Annotated in this window: 21 protein-coding genes; 8 read left to right on the forward strand and 13 right to left on the reverse strand. The window is 68.1% G+C overall.

Annotated elements, in window-relative coordinates; translation table 11 throughout:
• Window positions 1-82: 82 nt before the first annotated feature.
• From ASF54_RS07520 to ASF54_RS07530, 3 genes are all read right to left on the reverse strand, one after another.
• Complete coding sequence (locus ASF54_RS07520) at window positions 83-1,072, reverse strand: ABC transporter substrate-binding protein (RefSeq protein WP_055960554.1); 990 nt, start codon at window positions 1,070-1,072, stop codon at window positions 83-85.
• An 89-nt stretch (window positions 1,073-1,161) separates the two neighbouring features.
• Window positions 1,162-2,286, reverse strand: coding sequence for an ABC transporter permease (locus tag ASF54_RS07525; RefSeq protein ID WP_084816024.1), 1,125 nt, complete (start codon window positions 2,284-2,286; stop codon window positions 1,162-1,164).
• Entirely contained in the window at window positions 2,283-3,053 is a 771-nt protein-coding gene (locus tag ASF54_RS07530; protein WP_055960556.1) for an ATP-binding cassette domain-containing protein, read from the reverse strand. The genes ASF54_RS07525 and ASF54_RS07530 overlap by 4 nt, the downstream gene beginning before the upstream one ends.
• A 233-nt stretch (window positions 3,054-3,286) precedes the next feature.
• Here ASF54_RS07530 and ASF54_RS07535 point away from each other — a divergent pair, with 233 nt between their 5' ends.
• Complete coding sequence (locus ASF54_RS07535; RefSeq protein ID WP_233573040.1) at window positions 3,287-4,270, forward strand: LacI family DNA-binding transcriptional regulator; 984 nt, start codon at window positions 3,287-3,289, stop codon at window positions 4,268-4,270.
• A 60-nt stretch (window positions 4,271-4,330) separates the two neighbouring features.
• Here the strand turns inward: ASF54_RS07535 and ASF54_RS07540 are convergent, their stop codons facing one another.
• The 6 genes from ASF54_RS07540 to ASF54_RS07565 form a co-directional block, all read right to left on the reverse strand.
• The gene (locus tag ASF54_RS07540; RefSeq protein ID WP_055960562.1) at window positions 4,331-5,770 is read right to left on the reverse strand and encodes a DUF4832 domain-containing protein; all 1,440 of its coding nucleotides are present in this window, start codon (window positions 5,768-5,770) and stop codon (window positions 4,331-4,333) included.
• 48 nt (window positions 5,771-5,818) lie between these two features.
• Window positions 5,819-6,790: a carbohydrate ABC transporter permease gene (locus ASF54_RS07545; protein WP_233572980.1), complete on the reverse strand. Its 972-nt coding sequence runs from the start codon at window positions 6,788-6,790 to the stop codon at window positions 5,819-5,821.
• Window positions 6,783-7,718, reverse strand: a complete 936-nt coding sequence (locus ASF54_RS16370; RefSeq protein ID WP_055960564.1) for a carbohydrate ABC transporter permease — start codon at window positions 7,716-7,718, stop codon at window positions 6,783-6,785. The genes ASF54_RS07545 and ASF54_RS16370 overlap by 8 nt, the downstream gene beginning before the upstream one ends.
• 3 nt (window positions 7,719-7,721) lie before the next feature.
• The gene (locus ASF54_RS16375) at window positions 7,722-9,044 is read right to left on the reverse strand and encodes an ABC transporter substrate-binding protein (protein WP_055960565.1); all 1,323 of its coding nucleotides are present in this window, start codon (window positions 9,042-9,044) and stop codon (window positions 7,722-7,724) included.
• Between the two features lie 26 nt (window positions 9,045-9,070).
• Window positions 9,071-10,333, reverse strand: coding sequence for a Gfo/Idh/MocA family protein (locus tag ASF54_RS07560; protein WP_235480968.1), 1,263 nt, complete (start codon window positions 10,331-10,333; stop codon window positions 9,071-9,073).
• Between the two features lie 473 nt (window positions 10,334-10,806).
• Window positions 10,807-11,595: a DeoR/GlpR family DNA-binding transcription regulator gene (locus tag ASF54_RS07565; RefSeq protein ID WP_055960567.1), complete on the reverse strand. Its 789-nt coding sequence runs from the start codon at window positions 11,593-11,595 to the stop codon at window positions 10,807-10,809.
• Between the two features lie 133 nt (window positions 11,596-11,728).
• Between ASF54_RS07565 and ASF54_RS07570 the strand changes: the two genes are divergently transcribed.
• From ASF54_RS07570 to ASF54_RS07580, 3 genes are read left to right on the forward strand one after another with little or no spacing between them, the layout of a single operon-like run.
• A complete protein-coding gene (locus ASF54_RS07570; protein ID WP_055960569.1) occupies window positions 11,729-12,610 on the forward strand; it encodes an SIS domain-containing protein in 882 nt (293 codons plus the stop codon).
• Window positions 12,607-13,506: an ROK family protein gene (locus ASF54_RS07575; protein WP_055960571.1), complete on the forward strand. Its 900-nt coding sequence runs from the start codon at window positions 12,607-12,609 to the stop codon at window positions 13,504-13,506. Before ASF54_RS07570 ends, ASF54_RS07575 begins: the two co-directional genes overlap by 4 nt.
• Window positions 13,503-14,711 (forward strand): N-acetylglucosamine-6-phosphate deacetylase, encoded by a 1,209-nt coding sequence (locus ASF54_RS07580; protein WP_084816026.1) that lies wholly within the window; start codon window positions 13,503-13,505, stop codon window positions 14,709-14,711. The genes ASF54_RS07575 and ASF54_RS07580 overlap by 4 nt, the downstream gene beginning before the upstream one ends.
• Window positions 14,712-14,790: 79 nt before the next feature.
• Here ASF54_RS07580 and ASF54_RS07585 read toward each other — a convergent pair whose 3' ends face one another.
• The 3 genes from ASF54_RS07585 to ASF54_RS07595 form a co-directional block, all read right to left on the reverse strand.
• Window positions 14,791-15,219 carry a BLUF domain-containing protein gene (locus tag ASF54_RS07585; RefSeq protein WP_084816027.1) on the reverse strand — a complete coding sequence of 143 codons (429 nt, stop codon included), beginning with the start codon at window positions 15,217-15,219 and terminating at the stop codon, window positions 14,791-14,793.
• Window positions 15,220-15,336: 117 nt separating this feature from the next.
• Entirely contained in the window at window positions 15,337-17,811 is a 2,475-nt protein-coding gene (locus ASF54_RS07590; protein WP_084816028.1) for an excinuclease ABC subunit UvrA, read from the reverse strand.
• A 53-nt stretch (window positions 17,812-17,864) separates the two neighbouring features.
• Window positions 17,865-18,368: a MarR family winged helix-turn-helix transcriptional regulator gene (locus ASF54_RS07595; RefSeq protein ID WP_055960576.1), complete on the reverse strand. Its 504-nt coding sequence runs from the start codon at window positions 18,366-18,368 to the stop codon at window positions 17,865-17,867.
• A 243-nt stretch (window positions 18,369-18,611) separates the two neighbouring features.
• On the opposite strand from ASF54_RS07595, the gene ASF54_RS07600 reads away from it, so the two are divergent.
• The 4 genes from ASF54_RS07600 (at window position 18,612) to ASF54_RS07615 (ending at window position 21,706) form a co-directional block, all read left to right on the forward strand.
• Window positions 18,612-19,259 (forward strand): hypothetical protein, encoded by a 648-nt coding sequence (locus ASF54_RS07600; RefSeq protein WP_055960578.1) that lies wholly within the window; start codon window positions 18,612-18,614, stop codon window positions 19,257-19,259.
• A 107-nt stretch (window positions 19,260-19,366) separates the two neighbouring features.
• On the forward strand, window positions 19,367-20,317 hold the full coding sequence (locus ASF54_RS07605) for a signal peptidase I (protein WP_055960580.1): 951 nt from the start codon (window positions 19,367-19,369) through the stop codon (window positions 20,315-20,317).
• A complete protein-coding gene (locus tag ASF54_RS07610; RefSeq protein WP_235480969.1) occupies window positions 20,314-21,189 on the forward strand; it encodes a LamG domain-containing protein in 876 nt (291 codons plus the stop codon). Before ASF54_RS07605 ends, ASF54_RS07610 begins: the two co-directional genes overlap by 4 nt.
• 34 nt (window positions 21,190-21,223) lie before the next feature.
• Entirely contained in the window at window positions 21,224-21,706 is a 483-nt protein-coding gene (locus ASF54_RS07615) for a MarR family winged helix-turn-helix transcriptional regulator (protein ID WP_055960582.1), read from the forward strand.
• A 1-nt stretch (window position 21,707) separates the two neighbouring features.
• On the opposite strand, the gene ASF54_RS07620 is transcribed toward ASF54_RS07615, so the two are convergent.
• The gene (locus tag ASF54_RS07620; RefSeq protein ID WP_055960585.1) at window positions 21,708-24,179 is read right to left on the reverse strand and encodes a sensor histidine kinase; all 2,472 of its coding nucleotides are present in this window, start codon (window positions 24,177-24,179) and stop codon (window positions 21,708-21,710) included.
• Between the last annotated feature and the right edge of the window lie 5 nt (window positions 24,180-24,184).

Consider the following 24,184-nt stretch of genomic DNA (forward strand, 5'->3'; position numbering starts at 1 on the left):
GCGCGACACGATCGCGATGCCGGACGACCGAGGCTTGTCCGAGGTCCGGCACCGCGACCGCGTCGCGCTAAGAAAATACCGTTCAGCAGGTGGTCTTGTAGACGTAGTTCGCGCCTTCTCCCTCCAGGTTGTCTTTCGTGATGGCGAAGAAGCCGGTGGGGATCTTCGCGGTCACTTTCTCGCCCTTGATAGCGGCGACGGCCTGCTGCACTGCGTCTTTGCCGATGAGGGCGGGCTGCTGGGCGATCAGCGCCTGGACGGTGCCGTTCTTCAGCTGGGTCACCGCGTCGGCGCCGGCGTCGAAGCCGACGACCTTGACGGAGTCCTCTTTGCCGGCCTGGCGAATGCCGGTGGCGACGCCTTGGGCCGCGAACGTGTTGGCCGCGAAGACGCCGACGATGTCGGAGTCCTTGGCCAGTGCCGCGGTGGTCAGCTTCGCGGCGGTGGCTGGGTCGTTGTGCGAGTACTGCACGCCGAGGTAGCTGAAGTCGGAATCGGCCTTCGCGGCGGTTTCGAAGCCTTCGACGCGCTGGTCGGCGGTCGAGACACCGGGGTCGGTCGAGATGACAAGAACCTTGCCACCCGAGGGGGCGAGTGACTTGATGGCCTTGAACGCCGCCTCGCCGCCTCCGACGTTGTCGGAGGAGATCTGGGAGGTGGCGAACGAAGGATCCTTGACGGTCGTGTCGACGAGGACGACCTTGACTCCCGCGGAGGTCGCGGCCTTGAGGGGTGCCTGCATGGCGGCCGTGTCAGTGGGGGCGATGAGGATCGCGCCCGGCTTCGTCGCGACGACGGAGTCGACGATGGGCTTCTGCAGGGTGGGGTCGAATTTCGCCGGGCCCTGCGTGTTGACGGTGACTCCGAGCTTCTTCGCCTCGGCGTCGACACCGCACTGCATGGTGACGTAGAACGGGTCTCCGGCGACGCCCTGAATGAACGTCAACTTGATGTCTTTGGCGTCGGCACTGCTGCCTCCGCCTGCCGAGGTGCCGCCTGCGCAGCCGGTGAGGCCGAGCGAGGCGACGGCCCCGATGGCGAGCAAGGAGACGACTGGTCTCTTCAACTTCATTGTTTCTGCTCCTAGATGGTGGTGCTGTGGACGGTGCGAAAGGGTGGTGCGGGTGGGTGGTGCGGGTGGGTGGTTCGGGTGCAGTGATCTCAGACTTTCTGCCGCTGCAACAGGCCGGCGAGCGAGACTTTTCGAGTTCCGCCACCACCGCCTCGAGCTGCAGACGCGCGGCGCCGCTGGTCGATGTAGACGGCGACGACGAGCACGACGCCGACGGCGACCTGCTGCCAGAAGGGCTGGACGCCGATAATGACGAATCCGTTCTGCAGGATGGCGGGGATGCAGAGGCCGACGGCTGTGCCGAAGATGGTGCCGAGTCCGCCGAAGAGGCTCGTGCCGCCGATGACGACAGCGGCGATCACGTTGAGGTTCGTCTGCGACTGACCGGCGATGGCGGTGGTGCCGAACTGCGAGAGCGACAGCAGACCGGCGAAGCCGGCGAGGGCCCCGGAAAGGGCGTAGACGCTGATCAGCTGACGGTCGACCTTGACGCCGACGCGTCGGGCCGCTTCTTCGTTCGAGCCGACCGCGAAGGTGTAGAGCCCGAACTTCGTGCGGTGGAGCACGACGCCAAAGAAGAGGAGGAAGGCGATGGCGATGACCGAGATGAGCGGCAGGGTCGTTCCGACCAGGTTGCCGTAGCCGATGTTGTCGGAGAGGACTGCCGGAACGGTCGTCAGGTCGACGCCTCCGGTAAAGACCTGGGCGAGGCCGAGGGCCGCGCCGAGGGATCCTAGGGTCACGATCAGGGGTGGCACTTTCGCCTTGGCGATGAGCAGTCCGTTGAGCAGTCCCCAACCGAGGCCGCAGGCGATCGCGACGACGAGACCCACGAGGGCCGTGGTCCAGCCGTCGCCGCCGACGAGGATCATCGCTTTCGCCGAGACGACGCCTGAGAAGACGAGCACTGACCCGACCGAGAGGTCGATGCCGCTTGTGACGATCACAAAGGTCATGCCGATTCCGAGCACGCCGAGAATCGACATGTTCTGGATGACCTGCCGGAGGTTGGTCCACTGCGGGAACGCCGCCGGGGCGAGGGCCGTGAAGATCAGGAAGATAACGACGAGCACCAGAAGAATCTGGAAGGCCTGAACCCCGAGGAGGTTCTTGACTACGTTTCCGTGTGCGAGCGACGCCGAGCGGGTTCCGGGCCCCGAGCCGGTGCCGCCGGACGAGGTCGGCTTCAAGCCGGCTGGTGCGTGCGTGGTCATTTGACTCCTCCTGCGACGGCGCCGGTCATGGCCCCGACGAGCTCTTCCATGGATGTGTTCTGGGCTTGGTAGGTGGCTACGCGCGTGCCGAGACGGAGCACCTGCACGCGGTCGGCGATGTCGATCACATGCGGCATCGAGTGGCTGATGAAGACGACCGCGACACCTTTGTCTCGGACTCGACGGATGGTCTCGAGAACGTTCTTGGTCTGGACGACACCGAGAGCGGCGGTGGGCTCGTCGAGGAACACGACGCCCTTGGCCCACGCGACGGCTCGGGCGATGGCGATGGCCTGACGCTGTCCGCCCGACATTCCGCCGACCGGGTCACTGAGGCTGCGGACGGTCGCTCCGAGGTCGTCGAAGGCGGAGCGGGAGCGGACCTGCATGGCCTTGTTGTCGAGGAACCCGAACTTGCCGAGGACGCCCGACCTCGGCACCTCCCTACCGAGAAACATGTTCTGCACCGGGTTGAGGTGCGGCGCGAGGGCGAGATCCTGGTAGACCGTCTCGATGCCGAGCGCACTGGCGGCGGTCGGACTGTTCAGGTCGACCCGGCCGCCGGCGTAGAGGATCTCGCCGGAGTCGAGGGCGAGGCTGCCGGAGAGCGCCTTGACGAGGGTCGACTTGCCGGCGCCGTTGTCGCCGATGAGCGCAACGACCTCGCCGGGGTAGATCTCGAAGTCGACGCCGTCGAGGGCGCGGACGTTGCCGAAGCTTCGGGTGAGCCCGCGGGCTTCGAGGATGGGAATCTGTCCGACGGTCATGGCGTCTCTCTCCAGAGTTCTGGATCGGAGGGCTCACGAAGGACGCACTAAAGCGGGCTGCGTCTTCGAAGCTCGATCTCACTTTTGCGGCCCGGAATCGGGTCTCGCATCGGTTGGTGTGTTGAAACTACCTAGGCCATGTCATCGATGTCAAGCAGGAGTTTTCTGAACGAGCCGATAGCGTGAGTGCAGACAAGTCATCCATGACAAGGCGAGGTGAGCACGTGACGACAATGCAAGACGTCGCCGCCCGGGCGGGTGTCAGCGCCAAGACCGTGTCGCGCGTCTTCAACGACGACCCGCACGTGACCGACGAGACCCGGCAGCGCGTCACCGAAGCGATGCAGTCGCTGAAGTACGTGCCGAACATGATGGCCAGGACGTTCCGGTCCGGTCGCGCCTCGGTGGTCGGCATCGCCGTTCCCGACATCGGCGACCCGTTCTTCGCCGCGATCATCCGCTCCGTCGACCGCGAGTCACGGGCGCGGGGCATGTCGACCGCCGTCACGAGCCTCGGCGACGACGCCGAGCTCGAGAAGCAGACTATTGAGGCGCTTCTCCGCCTCCAGGTGAACGGCCTCATCATCGCGCCGATCTCGGGCGACCAGTCGTACCTCGCGCCATGGCTGGCGAATATGCCCGCGGTCTTCATCGACCGCCCGCCGACCGGCATCACCGCCGACAGCTTCGTCGAAGACGACTTCGGAGGGGCGTTCCTCGCCACCCGTCACCTGTTCGAGCTCGGCCACCGCCGCATCGCCTTCGTGGGCGATATCGGCGACATCGTCACGACCGGGCAGCGCCTGGACGGCTACCTGGCCGCGGTCGACGAGCTCGCCCTCGGCCGGCATCCCGAGTTGGTCGTCCGCGCCTCGACGAACGGCGCCTCGCAAGCGGTCGAGGCGCTCCTCGACCAGGGCGAGCCGCCGACCGCGATCTTCTCGTCGAACGCGCGCACCTCGCTCGAGGTGTTCCCCGCCCTGCAGCGCCTCGACCGCACCGACGTGGCCCTCGTCAGCTTCGGCGATTTTCCGATGGCGGCGGCACTTGAGCCGTCCGTGTCGGTGATCGACCAGGATCCTGATCGCCTCGGCCGTCTGGCCACGGAACGTCTCTTCGCTCGCCTCGACACCCCCGCCGAGCAGTTCACGCCGGCGACCGTCATCCCTGTCTCCCTGGTCGAGCGCGCGTCGTCGAAGCCTCCCTCCGCACGCTGAACGGCGCCGATCCACCACGTCGGTGGATCGGCGCCGTTGTGCGGAGGCGAGCTCGCTGGGTCAGCGCACGGTGACCTTCTGCTTCAGGTCGTTGACGCCGGCGCGCGCGTTCCACGTACCGACGTTCGCCGTCTGGATCGCGTAGTTCGGGTTGCCGTCGATCGTCTTCTCGGGCGCCGGCAGGGCGAGGGCAACCGAGTAGGTGCCGCGGGGCACGTGCTTCAGCGCGGCCGAGACCGTGACCGTCTTTCCGGGCTGCCAGGTGTCGGCGTCGGCCTTGATCGGCACCGTGATCGTCCGGTTCTTCGAGGTCAACACGAGCTTCACGGGGCGCGAGTTGTACGGCGCGCTCCAGCCCTCGTTCGCGACCTTCACCGAGACCTTCGGGGTGTGGCCCTTGGTCGCGGTGGTGACGGTGCTCGACTTCATCACGAACCGGTAGCCGAGCTTCTTGGAGGTCTCGGTGAGACCGGCCTCACCCCAGGATGCGAGGACGTCCGGGTGGTAATCCCGGTTGAGGTAGCTGTAGTGGTACTTCGCCATCTCGGCGGCGGCGGACGGGAACTCCGAGCGCGGGGCATCGACGTTGCAGGTCTCGCCACCGACGGCGACGTACCGCGAGTCGGCCGCGAGGTAGTCCTGGTCGAGCGACAGGGGGTCGGTGAGGAAGGTGCCCCAGTCGTCGGGAGCGGCCAGGAAGCAATCGTTGTGGTGACCGATGCGCGACTTCGCCGAGCCGTCGTGCGCCTGGGCGGGCGTCAGCGCGCCAGCCGTTCCGCTCGTCACGCCCACCGCCTTCTGCTTCATCTGCATGGTACGCACCTGGATGCCGCGGCTCTTCGGCAGGGCCTTCAACTCGGCGGCAGCTACCCGGTTGCGGTTGGCCCAGTCGGCGTCGGTCAGCACACCGGGGTTCGCCGGGTCGGCGGCGAAATGGTCGGTGTAGTAGCCCTCGCCCCAGAGGCCGATGAATCCCTCCTGGAGCACCGGCAGCACGTCGGCGTTCTTCCGGAGGATCGGCGTGAGCTGCTTGATGTGGGCGAGCACGGTGTCGACGTCGGCGTCACCGTAGGGCGGGTTGTAGGGGAAGTCGCCGCCCTGCACGTACGCGAACCGGGTGATGACGGAGACCCCGGCCTTACGGGCGGTGTCGTAGTCCTTCTGCACCAGCTTCAGCCACTTCTTATCGAGGGTCTTCTGGTCGACGAACTTCTCCATCCAGAACTCGCGGAGGATCTGCGTGACGCCCTCCTTGCGGAACGCCCGCAGCGACGCGAGGTCGAGCGGCTCGTAACCGGAGCCGTCTTTCAGATAGTGCGTCTCGGTCGAGTGGTAGAAGCCGCGTGCCGGGTTCGGGATGACGGCGTCGCTGGCCGCGTAGGTCACGGTGCGACTGGTGACAGACACGGGATGTGCGGCCTGGTGAGCCGATGCCGTGGTGGGAATCGCCAGTGTGAGAGCGGCCGCGATGGCGGTCGACGTGATGATGCGTTTCTTCATTGGAACACCCCTGTGATCGATTGGTGGAACTAGGTCGAACCGATTGCGCTACTTCAATCCCGAGAAAGCGAGCCCGTCGATGACCCGGCGCTGCAGCACGATGAACATGATCAGCACCGGTGCCATCGCGAGGAGGCTCGCGGCCATGACGACCGGGTAATCGGTGGTCTTGTCGCCGATGAGCGTCGCGAGGCCAGCCGACAGCGGCATCGACCGCGAGTTGGTCGAGACGACGAGTGGCCAGAGCAGCTCGTTCCACGACCAGAGCACGGTCGTGATCGCCAGCACGTTGATCGACGGCTTCGCGAGCGGCAGCATGACCTTCCAGAACACCTGGAACGGGTTGGCACCGTCGAGCCTGGCGGCCTCCTCGAGCTCCTGCGGCATATTGAGGAACGCCGTCCGCATCAGGAACGTGCCGAACGCACTGAACAGACCCGGCAGCATCAGGCCGACGATGGTGTTCAGGAGCCCGAAGCCCTGCACGAGCTGGTACTGCGAGATCAGGTAGACCTGCGACGGCACCATCAGAATCGACAGGACCAGGGCGAGCATGATCGCGCGGCCCTTGAAGGCCATTCGCGCGAAGGCGTAGCCCGCGAGGGTGCACAGGAGGATCTGCGCGACCGTACGGATGACGGTGATCAGGATGCTCGTGCGCAGTTGGTCGAGAAAAGGCAGGGTCTCGAAGACGGTCGCGTAGTTCGACCACTGCAGCTCGGCCGGCCAGAAGTGCGGCGTGACGCTCTGCACCTCGGCGTTCGTCGACAGCGACATGATGATCTGCCAGAGGAACGGGAAGGCCATGATGAACCCGCCGACGCCGAGGACGACGTGGGCCACGGCATGAGAGCCGTGACGCGCGCGACCGCGCCGCTTCGCGCGGAGGCGGGCGTCGGATCCTTGGCTCCGGCCCGTCGTCTGCCCCTTGGTCGGTGGGACGGGAGCCGGCATCGACGGATCGAGCTCGGGATCGCTGAGGGCGGCCGAGGTGCGGGCGGCGGCGACGTTGTTAGTCATTCGAGACCCACTTTTTCTGCAGACGGAACTGCACGAGAGTGACGATGCCGATCACGACGAAGATGATCATGGCGATGGCGGCGGCATACCCCTTGTCGTTCGACACGAAGCCCTGCTGGTAGAAGAAGTAGACGAGCGACAGGCTGCGCGGGATGACCGGGTTGGTCGCGGGCGAGCCGAGGATCGCGTACTGCAGGTCGAAGAGCTGGAAGCTGCCGATGATCGTGATGATGAGCACGAAGAAGATGCTCGGCGTGAGCAGCGGCACGGTCACAGAGCGGAACTGGCGCCACGGCTTGGCACCGTCGAGCTCGGCAGCCTCGTACAGCTCGGCCGGGATGTTCTTGAGCCCCGCGCCGAGGATGATCATCGAGAAGCCGAGCGACGACCAGAGGCCGACGATGGCGACCGCCACCATCGCGAAGCCAGGCGTCGAGATCCAGTACGGGCCCTGAATGCCTATCCCCCTGAGGAGGTAGTTCAGGATCCCGAAGTCACCATTGAAGATGATCCGCCAGACCATGGCGATGGCTGTCGGCATCGCCACATAGGGCAGGAAGAACAGCACGCGGTAGAACGACGCGAACCGGAGCCCCGGCGTGTTCAGCAGGCTGGCGAACCAGACCGCGAGCGGAACGCCCAGCAGCACGATGCCCGTGTAGAGCAGCGTGTTGCCGAGGGCCAGGTAGAGCTGAGGGTCGGCGAACAGGCGGACGTAGTTCGCCACCCCCGTGAAGGTCGAGCCACCGAAGACGCCCCACGTCGTCAGCGAGAAGTACGCGGTCTGGATGATCGGCCACAGGAAGAACACGGCGATGCCGAGCAGCAGTGGGGACACGAACAGCCAGGGCCACGCGCCATCGCGCTTCAGGAGCTTGGGGCGGCCAGGTGCGGCGGCCTTCGGCGGGTGGAGCGTCTCGGTGGTCACGGGTTACTTCTCCTTCGCGAGCAGAGCGTTCATCTGCGAGGCGAGATCGTCGGCGACTGTCGCGACGGGCTTGCTCCCGGAGAACGCGGCGGGCAGTTCGCTGCCCTCGAGGGCGTTCCAGGCCGCGGTGTTCTTCGAGACGGGGAACGGCACGGCGTAGTCGACCGCGTCGAGGAACACCTGCAGGTCGACCCCCGGCTGCGACTTGGCGAAAGCGGTCTGAGTGCCGGTGTAGGCCGGGATCACCGCGCCCATGTCGCCCTGCTGCTTCTGCGCCTCCTTCGAGGCCAGGTACACCTGCAGAGCCTGGGCAGCGGCCTTGTTCTTGCTGCCGGCGGCGACGACATTCGAGACGCCGTGGATGACGGTCGCCTGCTTCTCGCCCTTCGGCAGCGGGTACACCTGCACGTCCTTGGCGATTGACGAGTCGCCGACCTCGGTCCGCGCCCAGCTACCGCCCCAGAACATGGCGACCTTGCCGGAGGTGAACCACTGGTCGGCCGACGTGTCAGTCAGCTGCTGGATCGTGGGCGAGGAGCCCGACTCGATCAGCTGCGTCCAGAACTCGAGGCCCTTCTTCGTGGCCGCGGAGTCGTACCCCGACTTGGTGCCGTCGGCGTTGATGACGTCGCCGCCCGACTGCGCGATCGTGTTGTAGTAGGTCGTCTGGCCGTCCATGCCTCCCGCGACGCCGTAGATGCCTTTGCCCTTCAGCTTCGACGAGATGGTCGCGGCAGCGGTCTGGAAGTCGCTCCAGGTCCAGTCGGCCTTCGGCAGGTCGACGCCCGCCTGCTCGAACAGGGCCTTGTTGACCCAGACGCCGATGGTGTCGAAGTCTTTCGGAACGCCGTACTGCACGCCGTCGAGCGAGTAGAGGTCGTCGAGGGCCGACGAGTAGTTGCTCAGCGTGATGTCGCCCGACTTGACCTCGCCCGTGATGGGCTCGACCTTGCCGTTCGACGCGTAGAGCTGGAAGTTGGGTCCGTTCAACCAGAAGAGGTCGGGGAGGGTGTTGCTCGACGCCTCGGTCTGCAGCTTCGTGAAGTAGCTGTCGTAGGGCGTGACGTTCACGTTGACCTTGATGTTCGGGTATTCCTTGTTGAAGCCCGCGAGGTTCGCCTTGATGGCCTTGACCTGCGTCTGATCCCAGACGCCGTAGGTGAGTTCGGCCTTCGTGTCTTTCGACGGGGCCTCGTAGGTGCCGGAGCTGCCGGTGTTCGACGACGACGCGCTGCAGCCGGAGGCGAGCAGTGCGACGCCGACTGCGGCGGCCACGCCGAGGGAGAGCCGGCGTCGTGCCGAACCGGGCCGAGAGGAGATGTGCATGACGTGTCCTTTGGGTGAGGCCGTCGCTAGACGGCGGGGGCGGGTGCAGGGATGGTGGTGCGGGCGAAGTGATCGAGCAGTTCGGGCGAGAGCGCGGGTACGTCGAATGGCTGCGAGCCGGAGCGCAGAGAACGGGCGGCCAAGGATCCTGCGGCCACCGCTGCGCGCGCAGCCACCGGTGACAGCGTGACCGGCTTCTCCCGCCCGACGAATGCCAGGAACTCGCGCATCGTGAGCACGTCAGCGTCTTCGTGGCCGGTCGATACCCCTTCGATCGGGTACTCCACGTCGCCGGCGGTCTGCCATTCGGCTTCGTGACGACGGTTCCAGACCTTGACGACTCCGCCGGCCGTGTCGCCGACGTTCTCGAGACGACCCTCGGTGCCGATGACGGTGTAGTTGCGCCAGTAGTCGGGCGTGAAGTGGCACTGCTCGTAACTGGCGAGCACGCCGTTCGAGAGGGTCATCATCATCATCGACACGTCTTCGACGTCGACGACCGGGTTGAGACGGGTCTGAGTCAGGGGCGGCCAGCTGTCGTACGAGAACCAGTCGTGCACCGTCTCGCCCTCGTGGGTGTCGCGGTCGACGACGTCGCCGTAGACCACGAGGTCGCCCATGCCCACGACTCGAGTCGTGTAGGCGCCCGCGAGCAGGTGCACCACGTCAATGTCGTGGCTGGCCTTCTGCAGCAGCAGGGTGTTCGTCTTGCTCCGGTCGGCGTGCCAGTCTTTGAAGTAGTAGTCGCCGCCGTTGCCCACGAAATGCCGCACCCAGACGGTCTTGACCTCGCCGATCTCGCCGCGGGCGATGATGTCGTGCATGAGCCGGACGACGGCAGCGTGGCGGAAGTTGTGGCCCACGTAGAGCTTCGTGCCGGTCTCGTGAGCTGTGCGAAGCACCTCGTCGGCGTCTTCGACCGTGATGGCGAGAGGCTTCTCGAGATAGACCGCGATGCCCGCGCGGAGGAAGTCGATGGCGATCTCGGCATGCGTCCAGTCGGGTGTCGTCACGATCACGGCGTCGAGTTCAGCGTGCTCGATCAGGGCCGTGTGCGAGTCGAATACCTCGACCCCCGGTCCGAACTCGGGTGCGATGCGGCCGCGACCCTCGGGAGTCGTGTCGGCTGCGGCGACCAGGACGGCGTTCTCATCGGACGAGGCGACGTGGTGGGCGATATAGGCGCGCTGGCCGACGCCGACGAGGCCGACGCGCAGGGCGCCGGGGCCACGCGAGGCACCGCCCGGGGTGGCCGACTCGCGGCTGGTGGTTTCGTGATTGGAAGTCACATTTTCTCCGCGACTTTGCGTGAACATGATTCAAACATAGCCAAAACGATCATGAAGTGACAATAAATGTTCTCGGGACTGCACGAAAGTCAGAATTCCGTTTGATCGCGGTTGTTTACGAGACCGAAACACTCACGGGCCGGGCTGCACGCTTCTGCTGCCGTGGCTGTGGTGTTGCGGCTGAGCCGCTGCCGGTAAGGAGCTGCCGGTCGCTGAGCCGACGCCGGTCCCGTCCGGAGGGCACATCACCCTTGCGACGTTTTGCGCGGCGTCAAATTTGATCGCGCGCAAAACACCTCTCTGGAGATGCCCTGCCCGGCGCGCTCGACCTCGCGCGCATCGGCCCGAGGCCGGACGCCCGGCGAGAGTGCCCAAGTCGGGGTCGGCAATCGATTCGGGGCCCCACTTGGGCACTCTCGGCGACCCGCACAGGCAGGCAAGCAAGAAGACAGGCAGGGCGGCAGACTGCCGACCTACGAGGCGATGACGATCTCGACTCCCGCCGCGCCGAGACCCCGCTCGAGCTCGGCGGGCACGGGCCGGTCGGTGACCAGCACGTCGATCTGGTCGAGCGGACAGATGCGCGCGAACGTCGTCTTCTCCATCTTGGTGGAGTCGGCGACGACGACGACCTTCTTCGCGACCTTGGCGAACTGCTGGCTCACATCGGCCTCGCCCTCGTGCAGGGTCGTCGCACCGAAGCGCACACTCAGCCCGTCGACGCCGAGGATCGCTACGTCGAGCGCCATCTCGGCCAGCGAGTTCGAGACCAGCGGACCCACGAGCTCGTACGACTGACGCCGAGACACCCCGCCGGTGACGACGATCTTGACGTGCGAGCGCACCGACAGCTCGTAGGCGATGTTGAGCGCATTCGTCACGATGGTGACGCCGAAGTCGCCGTCGGAGCGCACGAGCCGGTCGCTCCGGCCGAGCTCCCGGGCGACCTCGCTCGTCGTCGTGCCGCCGTTCAGCCCCACCGAGTCGCTCACCGAGACGAGCGCAGCGGCGGCCCGTGCAATGGTCATCTTCGCCTCGGCCTGCCGGGCGATCTTGTACTGGAGCGGCAGCTCGTAGCCACTGCCGAGCGACGACGCACCGCCGTGGGTCCGCGTGACGAGCCGCTGCTCCGCGAGCGTCGCCAGGTCGCGTCGCGCCGTCGCGGCCGAGATGCCGAGCGCCTCGCCGATCTGGGCGATCGTCACATTGCCGCGTTCCGAGACCAGTTCGAGGAGCTCGTTCAAGCGCTGCTGCTGCGTCATGGGGCAATCCTAGGGTGGTGACGACTCGGATCCTTGATCGAATTTGACGTTTTTCTCTTGAATCACTCACAACCGATCTTCTAGGATGCTCATCAGCGCATGCCGCCGCTCAGCGTGATCGAAAGGACCCTCCATGACCGACACCTTCGTGGCCGAAGAACTGGCCTCCCAGCCCGAGACCTGGCGGAGGGCGGCCGCACTCGCCCCCGAGTTCGCCGACGCGCTGCCCCAGCCCGGAGAACGCGTCGCGGTCGTCGGCTGCGGCACGAGCTGGTTCATCGCGATGACGTATGCCGTGCTCCGCGAGCGCGCCGGCCTCGGTCTGACCGACGCCTTCGCCGGATCCGAGTATCCCGTCGGTCGTGAGTACGACCGCGTCGTCGCCATCTCGCGCTCGGGTACGACGACCGAGATCGTGCAGCTTCTAGCCGGGCTCACCACCCAGAAGACCGTGCTGCTGACCGCGGTCGGAGACTCCCCCGCCGCCGCCGAGGCCGACCAGGTCATCGCGCTGCCCTTCGCCGACGAGCGGTCGGTCGTGCAGACGCGCTTCGCCACCACGGGGCTGGCACTCCTTCGCGCCGGCCTCGGCGACGACATCGAGATGCTGGCGCGCCAGGCCGAGATCGCGCTCGACCTGCCCATCGACGATCTGCTCTCGGCCGAGCAGGTCACCTTCATCGGCACCGGGCCGGCGGTCGGCCTCACCTTCGAGGCGGCGCTCAAGACCCGCGAGGCCGCGCAGTTCTGGGCCGAGTCGTATCCGTCGATGGACTACCGTCACGGCCCGATCGCCATCGCTCAGCCCGGCCGTCTCGTCTGGTCGCTCGACGAGGCTCCCGAGGGGCTCGTCGACGACGTCGATGCCACCGGCGCCACCTTCGTGCATCACGATCTCGACCCGCAGGCGGCCCTCGTCGTGGTGCACCGCTTCGCCGTCGCCCTCGCCGTGGCGCGCGGTCTCGACCCCGATCACCCCCGCTCGCTGACGCGCTCCGTCATACTCGCCTCGTGACTTCTGCCGACCTCGACCGCGACGCCGCCCCCACGGTCGTCGGCGTCGACGTCGGCGGCACCACGATCAAGGCGCGCCTGTTCGACGGCTCCGCCGAGGTCGTCGGCGAGTGGCGCGTCGCCACTCCGTCGGGTGATCTCGACGCGTCGGGCACCATCCGTGCCGTGGCCGAGATCGTCGACGCCGCCCGTCGGCTCCGGCCGGTCGCGGCCGTGGGGCTCGCCGTTCCCGGCGTGGTCGACGACGAAGCGGGCGTCGCGGTCGCCAGCTTCAATCTGGGCTGGCGCGACCTGCCGCTCCGCGACCTGCTCTCCTCCCAGATCGGGCTGCCGGTCGGATTCGGCCAGGACGTCCGGGCCGGTGCTCTCGCCGAGAGCACGACCGGCGCCGCCCGCGACGTCCCCGGCGGTATGGCGTTCGTGGCGATCGGCACCGGGCTCGCGAGCGCGTTCGTGCAGGGCGGCACCGCCCTCGTCTCGGGCGGGTGGGCTGGCGAGATCGGCCAGGTCGTTCTTCGGCACGGTGCCCTCGCGGGGCTGCGCGTCGAAGAGGTGGCCTCGGCGGGTGGCCTGGCGCGGCGGCTGGGGGCGGCGAACGCGCGCGAGGCGGCGGAGAGAGTGCGGGCCGCGGATCCTCGGGCTGTCGCGCTCTGGAACGACGCCGTGGAGGTGCTCGCCGACACTCTTTCGTGGATCGCGGCCGTCGCGGCTCCCGAGATGATCGTCGTGGGTGGCGGACTCGCCGAGGCGGGCGATCTGCTGTTCGATCCGCTGCGGAGAGCGCTTGACGAACGCCTGGCGTTCTCGCGCCGGCCGACCCTCGCGCGTGCCGCGCACGGTGACGCCGCAGCGATCGTCGGGGCCGGCGTGCTCGCGCGGACGGCGCTGCTCCCATGAGCGCCGGTCGCCTGCCCGGCGCCTCCCTCGACGGGCGGGAGCGCAGGATCCTGCGGCTCGACCGGGTCGTCACACCCACCTCGGTCTTCGCCCCCGGCTTCGTCGTCGTACTCCACGGCCTGATCGACTTCGTCGGCGCCGTCCTTCCGCCCGGGCTCGACGCCGCGGAGGTGGAGCACGTCACCGGAACCGCCCTGCCGGGCTTCGTCGACCAGCACGTGCACGGCGCCCTCGGCATCGACTTCGGCTCGGCGACCGCCGCGGAGGCGCTTCGCGTCGTCGACTACCACGCCGCCCGGGGCTCGACGAGTCTCGTGGCCTCGGTGGCCACCGCCCCGCTGCCGGCTCTGGAGCAGGCGCTAGACACGCTGGCTCCGCTCGTCGCGGTCGGCCACCTCGCCGGCATCCACCTCGAGGGGCCCTTCCTGTCAGCCGCTCGCCGTGGAGCGCACGATGCGTCGCTGCTGGTTCCGCCGACGGTCGAGGCTCTTTCCCGCCTGGTCGACGCGGCGGCCGGGTCGCTCCGCATGGTCACGCTCGCTCCCGAGCTGCCCGGTGGCCTCGACGCGGTCTCGTGGCTCGTCGAGCGCGGCATCACCGTCGCCCTCGGCCACTCCGACTGCGACGCCGCGACCGCGACCGCGGCCTTCGATCGGGGTGCGACCGTCGTCACCCACCTCTTCAACGGCATGCGGCCGCTGCACCACCGTGAGCCGGGGCTCGTGGGCGCAGCTCTCGACGACGACCGGGTCAGTGTCGAGCTGATTCTCGACGGCCACCACGTCGCGGGGTCGGTGGCCGCGCTGGTGCGACGCCTCGCTCCCAACCGCCTCGTGCTGGTGTCGGACGCGATGAGTGCGACCGGTCTGGGCGACGGATCCTATGCGATTGCCGGATCGGCGGTCACGGTGACCGACAGCGTCGCGATGCTGGCCGACGGGTCGTCGCTCGCGGGGAGCACCGCCACGGTCGGCGATGCGCTGGTGCAGTTGGCCGAGCTCAGCACCGCACGCTCGGCGGGGGCAGCGTCGGCGCCATCGATCGCAGTCGAGGCCGCTGCCGTGACGTCGGTTTCAGCATCGAGGGGCCTCGGCCTGGTGCCGCCTCTCTCGCCCGGCGCTCCCGCCGACCTCGTGATCGTGGACGACCGGACGTTCGGAGTCGAGAGGGTCTTGCGCCGAGGCAGCTGGCTCTCCGTGCGCTGAGTGTCCGCGATCTCACCGTCAGTGATCTGCTGACGTCACCGGTGCCGTGACGTCGTCTCGAGGAAAACCCGAGGCGGGATCAGGCCGCCTCGGGTGCTCGATTCTGGAACCACTGCACCAGCTGCCGAACAGCGGGCTGGTCGGCAGCGCCGAGGGCGCCCCGACCGATGTCGTCGAAGGTCGAACGGTAGCCGGGAATCGACTCGGCAAGCTCGTCGGTCACGGCCTCGTAGCCCATCGACCACGACGGGAAGCGACGTTCGGCCACCTCGTCTTCGACGAGCACTGCCACGTCGCCGTGTCGGGGATCGGCGGTGATGATCGCCAGGCGATCCCGCACGACCTCGTCAGGTCCCTCGAGGACCTGCAGGAACAGGCCGTCGCGGTAGAGCAGAAAACCGGTCAGATCGAGCCGGCGGTTGTTCGACCTGCTGTTCATCAGCAGCGTCGCCAGATCGGAATCGTCGAAGGACCCCTTGGCGGCACTCGTGTAGACCACTGACAACATGACAGCTCCTGTTCGTTACGACCAGCCTGAACGAAGAGGGCAGCGCAGGCCAGCCCCAGGACAGGGGGCGACCAGACGGGAATAGCGAGACGGGACCGTCAGGATCCCGCGCTCCCGTCAGCCCACAGGAAGCCGAGCGGCGAGATACGGCGCCGTTCGGCTCCCCGAAGCGGCCGCGACGTCGGCGGGCGTGCCCGACGCCACGACGAGACCGCCCTCGTCGCCTCCCGCGGGGCCCATGTCGATCACATGGTCGGCCGCCGCGACGACGCCCATTGAGTGCTCGACCAGCACGACGGTGTTGCCCGCGTCGACCAGTCGGTTCAGCTGGACGACGAGCAGCTCGACGTCTGCCGGGTGCAGGCCGGTGGTCGGCTCGTCGAGCAGGTACAGCGTGTGGCCGGGCCGGGCGCGCTGCAGCTCGGTCGCGAGTTTGATGCGCTGCGCCTCACCACCCGACAGCTGCGGTGCCGGCTGCCCCAGCCGGAGGTAGCCGAGCCCGACCTGGCGGAGCGTCTCGAGTCCGCGGTGGGCGGCGGGGATCGCACTGAGGAACGGCGCCGCCTCCTCGACCGTCATCGCGAGCACGTCGGCAATCGAGGCTCCGTTCCAGAGCACCTCGAGAGTCTCGGGCGCGTAGCGGGTGCCGTGGCACTCGGGGCACGGAGCCCAGCTGCCCGGGAGGAAGAGCAGCTCGACCGAGACCGAGCCCTCCCCCTGGCAGACCTCGCAACGACCGCCGGCCACGTTGAACGAGAAGCGCCCGGCCGACCAGCCACGCGCCCTCGCCTCGTCGGTGTCGGCGAAGGCTCCGCGCACGGCGTCGAAGAGGCCGGTGTAGGTGGCGAGGTTCGAGCGGGGCGTGCGGCCGATCGGCTTCTGGTCGACCTGCACGACGCGGTCGACGAGAGGATGCTCGGTCGCGTGCTCGGCCAGGACGTGCCCGACGAGCGTGGACTTGCCGGATCCTGAGACTCCCGTCACGGCCGTCATCACGCCGAGCGGCACGTCGACGTCGAGAGCCCGCAGATTGTTGCGCGTGACCCCGCGGAGTTCGAGTGTCGCCGCCGGCCGCCGGGTCTCGGTGTCTGCGGCCACAGGCGAAGGATCCAGGAAACGCCGCGTGACCGACGTCTCGATGCCCGCGAGCCCCTCGACCGGCCCGCTGTAGAGCACCTCGCCGCCGCCCGCCCCAGCACCGGGGCCGACGTCGACGATCCAGTCGGCGCGGCGCACGATGTCCATGTCGTGCTCGACGACGAACACGCTGTTGCCGCTCGCGCGTAAGCCGTCCAAGACCTCGATGAGCGACTCGGAGTCGGCGGGGTGCAGCCCGGCACTCGGCTCGTCGAGCACGTAGACGACGCCGAACAGGCCCGAGCGCAGCTGGGTGGCGATGCGGAGTCGCTGCATCTCGCCCGGCGACAGGGTGGGTGTCGCGCGGTCGAGACTGAGGTAGCCGAGGCCCAGGTCGGTGAGCACCTCGACGCGGGCGAGCAGGTCGCGTGAGATCGTGACGGCCACCTCGGTGCGCTCTCCGGACGACGCACGGGACGTGGCGGCACCGGCGTGCTCCAGCGTCGCGATGGGTCGGAGAACGTCGGCGAGAGCGGCGAGCGGAAGCCGGTTGAGCTCGGCGATCGTGGTTCCGCCGACCGTGACGAGCAGGGCGGCCCGGGTCAGGCCGCTCCCTCCGCAGAGCGAGCAGGGCCCCGACTCGACGAATTGCAGCATCTTGGTGCGCTGGGTTTCGCTCTGCGAGTCGGCGAGGGTGTGCATCACGAACTGTCGCGCGCTCCAGAAACGCCCCTTGTAGGGCTTGGCGACGCGGTCGCGCTGGGGCTGGACCACGACGACAGGCTGCTCGTCGGTGAAGAGCAGCCAGTCGCGGTCGGCGCGCGAGAGTTCGCGCCAGGGCCGGTCGATGTCGTAGCCGAGCACGGCCGTGACATCGCGGAGGTTCTTGCCCTGCCAGGCTCCGGGCCAGGCGGCGATCGCCCCGTCGCGGATGCTGAGCGTGTCGTCGCGCACGGCCGACGCCTCGGTGACCTCGTGCGCGATGCCGAGACCGTGGCAGCGGGGGCACGCGCCCGCGACGGTGTTGGGCGAGAACGAGTCGGACTCGAGGCGGGTCGCCCCGTCGGGGTAGCTTCCGGCACGCGAGTACAGCATCCGCACCGAGTTGGAGAGCGTCGTCAGCGTGCCGACCGTCGAGCGCGAACTCGGCGCGCCCCTCCGCTGCTGCAGGGCGACGGCCGGCGGCAGTCCGGTGATCGAGTCGACGTGCGGGGTCGACCCCTGCGCGATGAGCCGGCGCGCGTACGGCGCCACCGACTCGAGGAACCGGCGTTGGGCTTCGGCGAAGATCGTGCCGAATGCGAGCGACGACTTGCCGGATCCTGACACCCCCGTGAAGGCGACGAGACGGTCGCGCGGCACATCGACGTCCACGTCACGGAGGTTGTTCTCGCGGGCGCCGCGGACCCGGATGAATCCGTCGCGGGCGAATTCGTCGGGCAGGCGGGTCAGACGAGGATCCGGCGCGGCCCCGCTCGAAGTCGGGTGAGGGGCGCTGGGAGGGAGTGCAGGCATCCAGTCGATGGTAGACGCCGTGGTTCGCCTCTGCGCAGGGAGGCCCTTCGCCGCTAGTCGCGGGCTGCTGCGGCGTCGATTGCGGTGGCCGCGTGGAGGAGGCAGTCGATGAGGCCCTGGTCGAAGACGCACGGGGACGTCTTGACGACGTCTTCGATGGCCGAGTTGTAGGTGCCCATGATCGACTCCAAGGCCTCTTCGCCCCGGAAGGTGAGGGTCAGCAGCTGGCTGCGGCGATCGGTCGGGTGGGCGATTCGCTCGACGTGGCCGGCCCGATCGAGCCGATCGACGAGAGCCGTGATGGCGCCGGTGGAGAGGTCGAGCTCGGCGCTCAGGGCCTTGGGCGTGCACTCTTCGGTGCTGCCGATGAGGAAGATGGCCGTGAGCTCGCTCGTCGAGAAACCGAGGTCGTGGGCGAGACGGTGGCGGATGCGCCGGTGGGCCCCGTCGATCTCGGTGAGGGCGGCAGAGAGTGCTGTCACTGCCTCGACGATCTCAGCCGGATCGGTCGGAGCAGGTTTCGGTGTCTTGGTGGTGGTGCTGGTGTGTGAGGTCATCCGTGGTCTCTTTGTTGTCGTGATGGGCCATCCGTGGCCGCACCTCAGGGTATGGATCTGAGTGGGTCGGAGGTAAGACCCCCTAAGAGGGGACTTGGCTCATTCATCAAACTATCTCATAGTTGAGCTAACGCACCGGTGAATGTCCTGGTAATTGACTAACCAACTCTTCGAGATTGCCAGTCATCGTGCAGGTGCCTCATTTTTCTACTCAGTGTCCCACCCACTTTCAGGAGCAAGCCCGTGTCGAACCCCACCCCCGTCAAGGCCAAGCGCATTCGCTTCGCCCCCATCGCCATCGCGACCGGCGTCCTCGCCGCCGTCCTCCTCTCGGTCACCATGACGGGCACCCTGTCGGGCTTCGCCGCGCAGATCACCAACTCGACCAACACCGCCGCCACCGGCGCCCTGACCATGCAGGAGCAGAACTCCGGCGCGACGGTCACCTGCACCTCGACCGACGGCGGCTCGGTCTCGAACAACACCGCCACCTGCGCCACGATCAACAAGTTCGGCGGATCGACCACGATGATCCCCGGCCAGACGGTCACCACGCCCGTCACCATCAAGAACACCGGTACCGTCGCCGCGAGCACCTTCACCCTCACCCCCGGCGCCACCTGCGCCCAGTCGAACTCGGGCGCTGCCAACGGCACCGCCACCGACCTCTGCGCGAAGCTCTCCGTCGTCATCACCAACACCACCGCCAACACGGTCGTCTACTCGGGCACGCTCGCCGCTCTCGCCGGCTCGTCGGCCTACACCCTCCCCGCCGTCGCCGCCGGTGGCACCACCGGGTTCAGCTTCGCCGTGACCCTTGCCTCCTCCGCCGGCAACACGTACCAGGGCCTGCAGGCATCGCTCCCCCTCGTCTGGAACTACGCCAGCTAGTCACACCCCCACCGAATACCGGGGGCCGCCGAATCGGCCCCCACCCCGCCGCCGGGCGGGAACCCCAGCCCCCGCCGGAGTTCCCGCCCACAGCCCTGGAGATCATCGTGACCGACATCCGCGACACCACCCCGACCGAGACGCCCCTCGCGCCGGCCGCGGTCCGTGCCGACGACGTCGTCACCCTCGACGCTCAGCACATCGAGCTCGCCAGCCTCACACCGCGCCCCCGACGCACCGTGATCGCGAGCATCGCTCTGATCGTCGTCACCGCGCTCGGCGTGGCACTGATCGCAGCAGCGCTGCTGTTCCACCTCCAGGGCGGCAGCTGGTTCATCGTCAAGACCCCGTCGATGGGAACCGCGGCTCCGGTCGGCACCCTCGTCCTCACCACCCCGACGACCGCCGACGACCTCCACGTGGGCGACGTCATCGCGTTCCACCCGCCGACCTCGCCCACCGAGACCTACACGCACCGCGTGGTCGGGATCGGCACGACCGGGCTCATCTCGACCCGGGGCGACATCAACGGCGCCACGGATCCTTGGCAGCTGACCGACTCGAACCTCGTCGGCAAGGCGACCACCGTGCTGCCCGGGCTCGGCTGGCTCATCCGCGGGCTGCCCATCGTGCTCCTCGGCATCATCACCGTGTGGCTGCTCACCGCCCGGGTGAAGATCGCGACCCGCAAGGTGTCGTACCGCATCACCGGCGTCTCGCTCGTCGTCTCGGTCACCGCGTTCATCCTGAAGCCGTTCACCGGAGTGGTCGTCGAGCAGGTCACCACGACCGGCGGTCACCCGGGCGCGATCGTCGTGTCGACCGGCCTGCTGCCGATCCGCGTCCAGGCCGTTCACGGCACCCATGCCGACCTCGCCACCGGCCAGGTGGGGCACCTCACCGTTCCGGCCTCGGCCCACCAGGACTTCTACAGCCTCTCGACGGCCCTGCACCTCGGCTTCTGGGGGTGGGTCGTCTTCGGTTTCATCTGCCTGCTGCCCTTACTCTGGACCATGATCGTCGGGCTCCCCCCGAAGCAGGACGAGGTCGTCGCGTGACGAACCGCATCGCCCGCCGCCTCCGGGCCCTCCGGCGCATCCACCTTCTGGCCGGCCTCGCCGTCGTCGCCCTCGCCGCCGTCTGCATCACCGCCGAAACCGTGCCCTCGTCGACCGCCGGGTACTTCGCCAAGGTCACGAACAGCACGAACACCTCCGCGACGGCCCCGTACTTCAAGTGCACCGACGCCGAATCGGCCGACAAGGCGAACGCGCTGTTCCAGTACTACCTCAACGAGGCATCGGGATCGACTACCGCTGTCGACAGCGACGGCAAGGCGGCCAACGGCACCTACCAGGGCACCATGACCTCGAGCACCGCGACGCCGATCGCGTGCTCGCGCGACACCGGCGGCGCGTACGTGCTCAACGGCACATCCAGCTTCGTCTCGACCCCCTCGTCGGTCGCCAACCCGACCACCTTCAGCGAAGAGGTCTGGTTCAAGACGACCGTCGCCGGTGGGCTGCTCATCGGATTCGGCAGCAATCAGGTCACGGCCTCCGGCCAGCACGATCGCCAGATCTACCTGAACACGTCGGGGCAGCTCGTCTTCGGTGCCTACAACGGCGCCACCCAGGTGGTCACCTCGACCAAGGCCTACAACGACGGCAAGTGGCACCACGTCGCCGCGACCCTGTCAGCCGCGACCGGAATGCGCCTGTACGCCGACGGTGGGCTCGTCGCCTCGAACGCCTCGTACACCGCCGCCGAGAACTACACCGGCTACTTCCGTGTCGGCTACGACACGACTAGCGGCTGGCCGGGCACGGCGAGCAACTACTATTTCACCGGATCCATGCGTTACGCGGCCGTGTACAGCACGGTCCTCACAGCCCAGCAGGTCTCCAACCACTACGCCGCCGGTCAATAACCTCCCGTCGCGGCAGAATTCGGATCAGGACGACATGACCGACTCCGCTCCCTCCCCCACTCCCGAATCTGTCGACCCAGACCAAGCGGGGCTCATCGGGCTTCTCGGTGCCTTCCAGCACCTGCAGTCGCAGAACCTCCGAATGAGCTCGCATCTGTCGCAGGTGCTCTCGCTCGGCTCGACCGATCTGCGCGTGCTCGTCTATCTGTTCAGTACCGAGAACGTTTCTCCACGCGACCTGGCCGCAGTGCTCGGCCACACCACCGGCTCGATCACGGCCCTGATCGATCGCCTCGAGAAAGCCAGCGACGTCGAGCGCCGCCCGCATCCCACCGATCGCCGGAGTCAGCTCCTTCACCTCACCGACAAGGGCCGCGCCGCCGTCAGTCAAGTGATTGACGTCTACAGCACGGCTTTCGACGGCGTCTTCTCGGGCGCCGAGCTCCGCGCCGCCACACGAACGCTCATCGCTCTCGGCGACGCCCTCGTGCACTCGCTTCCGGAGCAGACGGAGTAGCTCACCGAAGCGGGAGCGTCACCACCATCGTCAGGCCCCCTCCCGGGGTGTCCTCGACCTCGAGGGTGCCGCCCATGCCCTCGGTGAAGCCCTTCGACAGGGCCAGCCCCAACCCGAGACCCGTCGTGTTGTCGGTGTCGCCGAGCCGCTGGAACGGCACGAAGATGTCTTCGCGACGATCGGGGCTGACCCCGGGTCCGCGGTCGGCGATACGGATCTGCAGGGTGCCGGCGAAGCTGCTGGCCGAGACGTGCACCCTCCCGCCCGGCGCGTCGTAGCGCAGGGCGTTATCGAGCAGGTTGACGACGACGCGCTGCAACAGGACGGGATCGGCCACGACCGGCGGCAGGTTCTGCTCGATGCCCAGATCGACCTCGTCGGGGCCGATGCCGAGCTCGTCGAAGGCCCCGAGAATCACGTCGTCGACGTCGACGTCGACGAGCGACACCGCGAGGGCTCCGGCCTGGACCCGGCTCACATCGAGCAGGTTCGTCACGAGGGTGGCGAGAGAATCGAGGCTCTCCGCAGCGGTGGCGAGCAACTCTTGTCGATCGACGTCGCTGAGGGTGACGCCGGGCGTCTGCAGCCCGCCGATGGCCGCCGTCGCCGAGGCGAGCGGTCGGCGGAGGTCGTGGCCGACCGCGGCCAGGAGGGCGGAACGCACCTGGTCGACCTGGGCGAGCGGCTTGACGGCGTCGGCCGTCGCGCTGAGGGCGTTATGTTCGAGTGCCGCGTCGACCTGGGCGGCGATCACCTTGAGCAGTCGGCGCTCGCTGGCGGCCAGGTCGGGCCCGCGCAGTTCGAGCGTGCCGTGCTCGCCGACCTCGATGCGGGTGACGTGGTCGCCGTCTTTCGGATCGCCGGTGCAGTAGAGGGTCTCGGCGCCCGAGGTGACCTGCACGCTCGTGAGGTGGAACACCTCCCGCGTGCGGGTGATCAGGGCCTGCAGGGCATCCTGTCCGCGGAGCACGCTTCCGGCGATCGTGGCGAGGAGCTCCGACTCGGCGAGCGCGCGGGCCGCCGATCGGGAACGGCGGGCGGCCTGGTCGACGACGTAACTGACCAGCAGGGCGTTGATCACGTAGAGGGCGAGGGCGAGCAGATGGAAAGGCCGTGCGATTGTGACGCTGTGGAACGGTTCGACGAAGAAGAAATCGAGAGTGAAGCCCGAGAGGACGGCGGCGAAGAGCGCCGGCCAGATGCCGCCGACCAGCGCGACGACGACGACCAGCAGCTGGAAGACGAGCACGTCGCTGGTGAGGGTCTCGTCGGTGCGGAACGTGACGAGGATCCAGGTGACGAGCGGTCCGAGGGCCAGCGCCAGGGCACTGCCCACGAGGCGGCGCTTCAGCGTCAGCGCGCCGCCGACCCGGGGCAGCGTGAAGTGGCCGCCCGCTTTCGAGTGGGTCACGATGTGCACGTCGATCACGCCGGATTCGCGGATGACGGTCGCGCCGATTCCGGGCCCTGTGAGGGCGGCGGCGATCCGCGAGCGGCGGCTCACGCCGAGCACGAGCTGCGTGGCATTCATCGCCTTCGCGAAGTCGACCAGGGCCCGGGGCACGTCGTCGCCGACCACCTGGTGGTAGCTGCCGCCGAGCTTCTCCGTCAGCGAGCGCTGACTGGCGAGGGCGCCGGGGAACGTCTCGGCCAGGCCGTCCTGCCTGCTGACGTGCACCACGAGCAGGTCACCACCGGCGGCGCGGGCCGCGATCCGAGCGCCCCTCCGAATGAGCGTCTCGCCCTCCGGCCCGCCCGTCAGAGCGACGACGACCCGCTCGCGGGCCTCCCACTTGCTGTCGATGCCGTGCTCGGACCGGTAGGCCTTCAGTGCGGAATCGACCTCGTCGGCGAGCCAGAGCAGGGCCAGCTCGCGGAGCGCGGTCAGGTTGCCGAGCCGGAAGTAGTTCGACAGCGCGGCGTCGATCCGTGCCGCCGGGTAGACGTTGCCCTCGGCCAGGCGGTCTCGGAGCGCCTGCGGGGCCAGGTCGACGACCTCGATCTGGTCGGCACCTCGGAGCACCTGGTCGGGGATCGTCTCGCGCTGCGGCGCCCCGGTGATCTGCTCCACGACGTCGCTGAGCGACTCGATGTGCTGCACGTTCACGGTGGAGATGACGTCGATGCCCGCCTCGAGGAGGGCGTCGACGTCTTGCCAGCGCTTCTCGTTGCGGCTTCCCGGAGCATTGGTGTGGGCGAGCTCATCGACGAGGGCGACCTGCGGGTGCCGCTCGAGCACGGCGTCGAGGTCCATCTCGGTCAGCTCGACACCCCGGTGCTCGGTGATGGTGCGCGGGATCACCGGCAGCCCCTCGAGCTGGGCGGCGGTGGCGGTGCGGCCGTGGGTCTCGACGACCGCCACCTCCACCGTCTTGCCCTCGTCGCGGAGGCGCGCGCCCTCTTCGAGCATCGTGTAGGTCTTGCCGACGCCGGGGGCGGCGCCGAGCAGCACTCGGAGCCGCCCGCGTTTCATCTGAT

Source organism: Frondihabitans sp. Leaf304 (assembly GCF_001423105.1).
Taxonomy (GTDB): Bacteria; Actinomycetota; Actinomycetes; order Actinomycetales; family Microbacteriaceae; genus Frondihabitans.

Excerpts from the sequence above, each read along its gene's own strand:
- ASF54_RS07520 (WP_055960554.1), bottom strand. The coding sequence starts at position 1,072 with ATGAAGTTGAAGAGACCAGTCGTCTCCTTGCTCGCCATCGGGGCCGTC.
- ASF54_RS07525 (WP_084816024.1), bottom strand. The coding sequence starts at position 2,286 with ATGACCACGCACGCACCAGCCGGCTTGAAGCCGACCTCGTCCGGCGGC.
- ASF54_RS07530 (WP_055960556.1), bottom strand. The coding sequence starts at position 3,053 with ATGACCGTCGGACAGATTCCCATCCTCGAAGCCCGCGGGCTCACCCGA.
- ASF54_RS07535 (WP_233573040.1), top strand. The coding sequence starts at position 3,287 with ATGCAAGACGTCGCCGCCCGGGCGGGTGTCAGCGCCAAGACCGTGTCG.
- ASF54_RS07540 (WP_055960562.1), bottom strand. The coding sequence starts at position 5,770 with ATGAAGAAACGCATCATCACGTCGACCGCCATCGCGGCCGCTCTCACA.
- ASF54_RS07545 (WP_233572980.1), bottom strand. The coding sequence starts at position 6,790 with ATGACTAACAACGTCGCCGCCGCCCGCACCTCGGCCGCCCTCAGCGAT.
- ASF54_RS16375 (WP_055960565.1), bottom strand. The coding sequence starts at position 9,044 with ATGCACATCTCCTCTCGGCCCGGTTCGGCACGACGCCGGCTCTCCCTC.
- ASF54_RS07565 (WP_055960567.1), bottom strand. The coding sequence starts at position 11,595 with ATGACGCAGCAGCAGCGCTTGAACGAGCTCCTCGAACTGGTCTCGGAA.
- ASF54_RS07570 (WP_055960569.1), top strand. The coding sequence starts at position 11,729 with ATGACCGACACCTTCGTGGCCGAAGAACTGGCCTCCCAGCCCGAGACC.
- ASF54_RS07580 (WP_084816026.1), top strand. The coding sequence starts at position 13,503 with ATGAGCGCCGGTCGCCTGCCCGGCGCCTCCCTCGACGGGCGGGAGCGC.
- ASF54_RS07585 (WP_084816027.1), bottom strand. The coding sequence starts at position 15,219 with ATGTTGTCAGTGGTCTACACGAGTGCCGCCAAGGGGTCCTTCGACGAT.
- ASF54_RS07590 (WP_084816028.1), bottom strand. The coding sequence starts at position 17,811 with ATGCCTGCACTCCCTCCCAGCGCCCCTCACCCGACTTCGAGCGGGGCC.
- ASF54_RS07595 (WP_055960576.1), bottom strand. The coding sequence starts at position 18,368 with ATGACCTCACACACCAGCACCACCACCAAGACACCGAAACCTGCTCCG.
- ASF54_RS07615 (WP_055960582.1), top strand. The coding sequence starts at position 21,224 with ATGACCGACTCCGCTCCCTCCCCCACTCCCGAATCTGTCGACCCAGAC.
- ASF54_RS07620 (WP_055960585.1), bottom strand. The coding sequence starts at position 24,179 with ATGAAACGCGGGCGGCTCCGAGTGCTGCTCGGCGCCGCCCCCGGCGTC.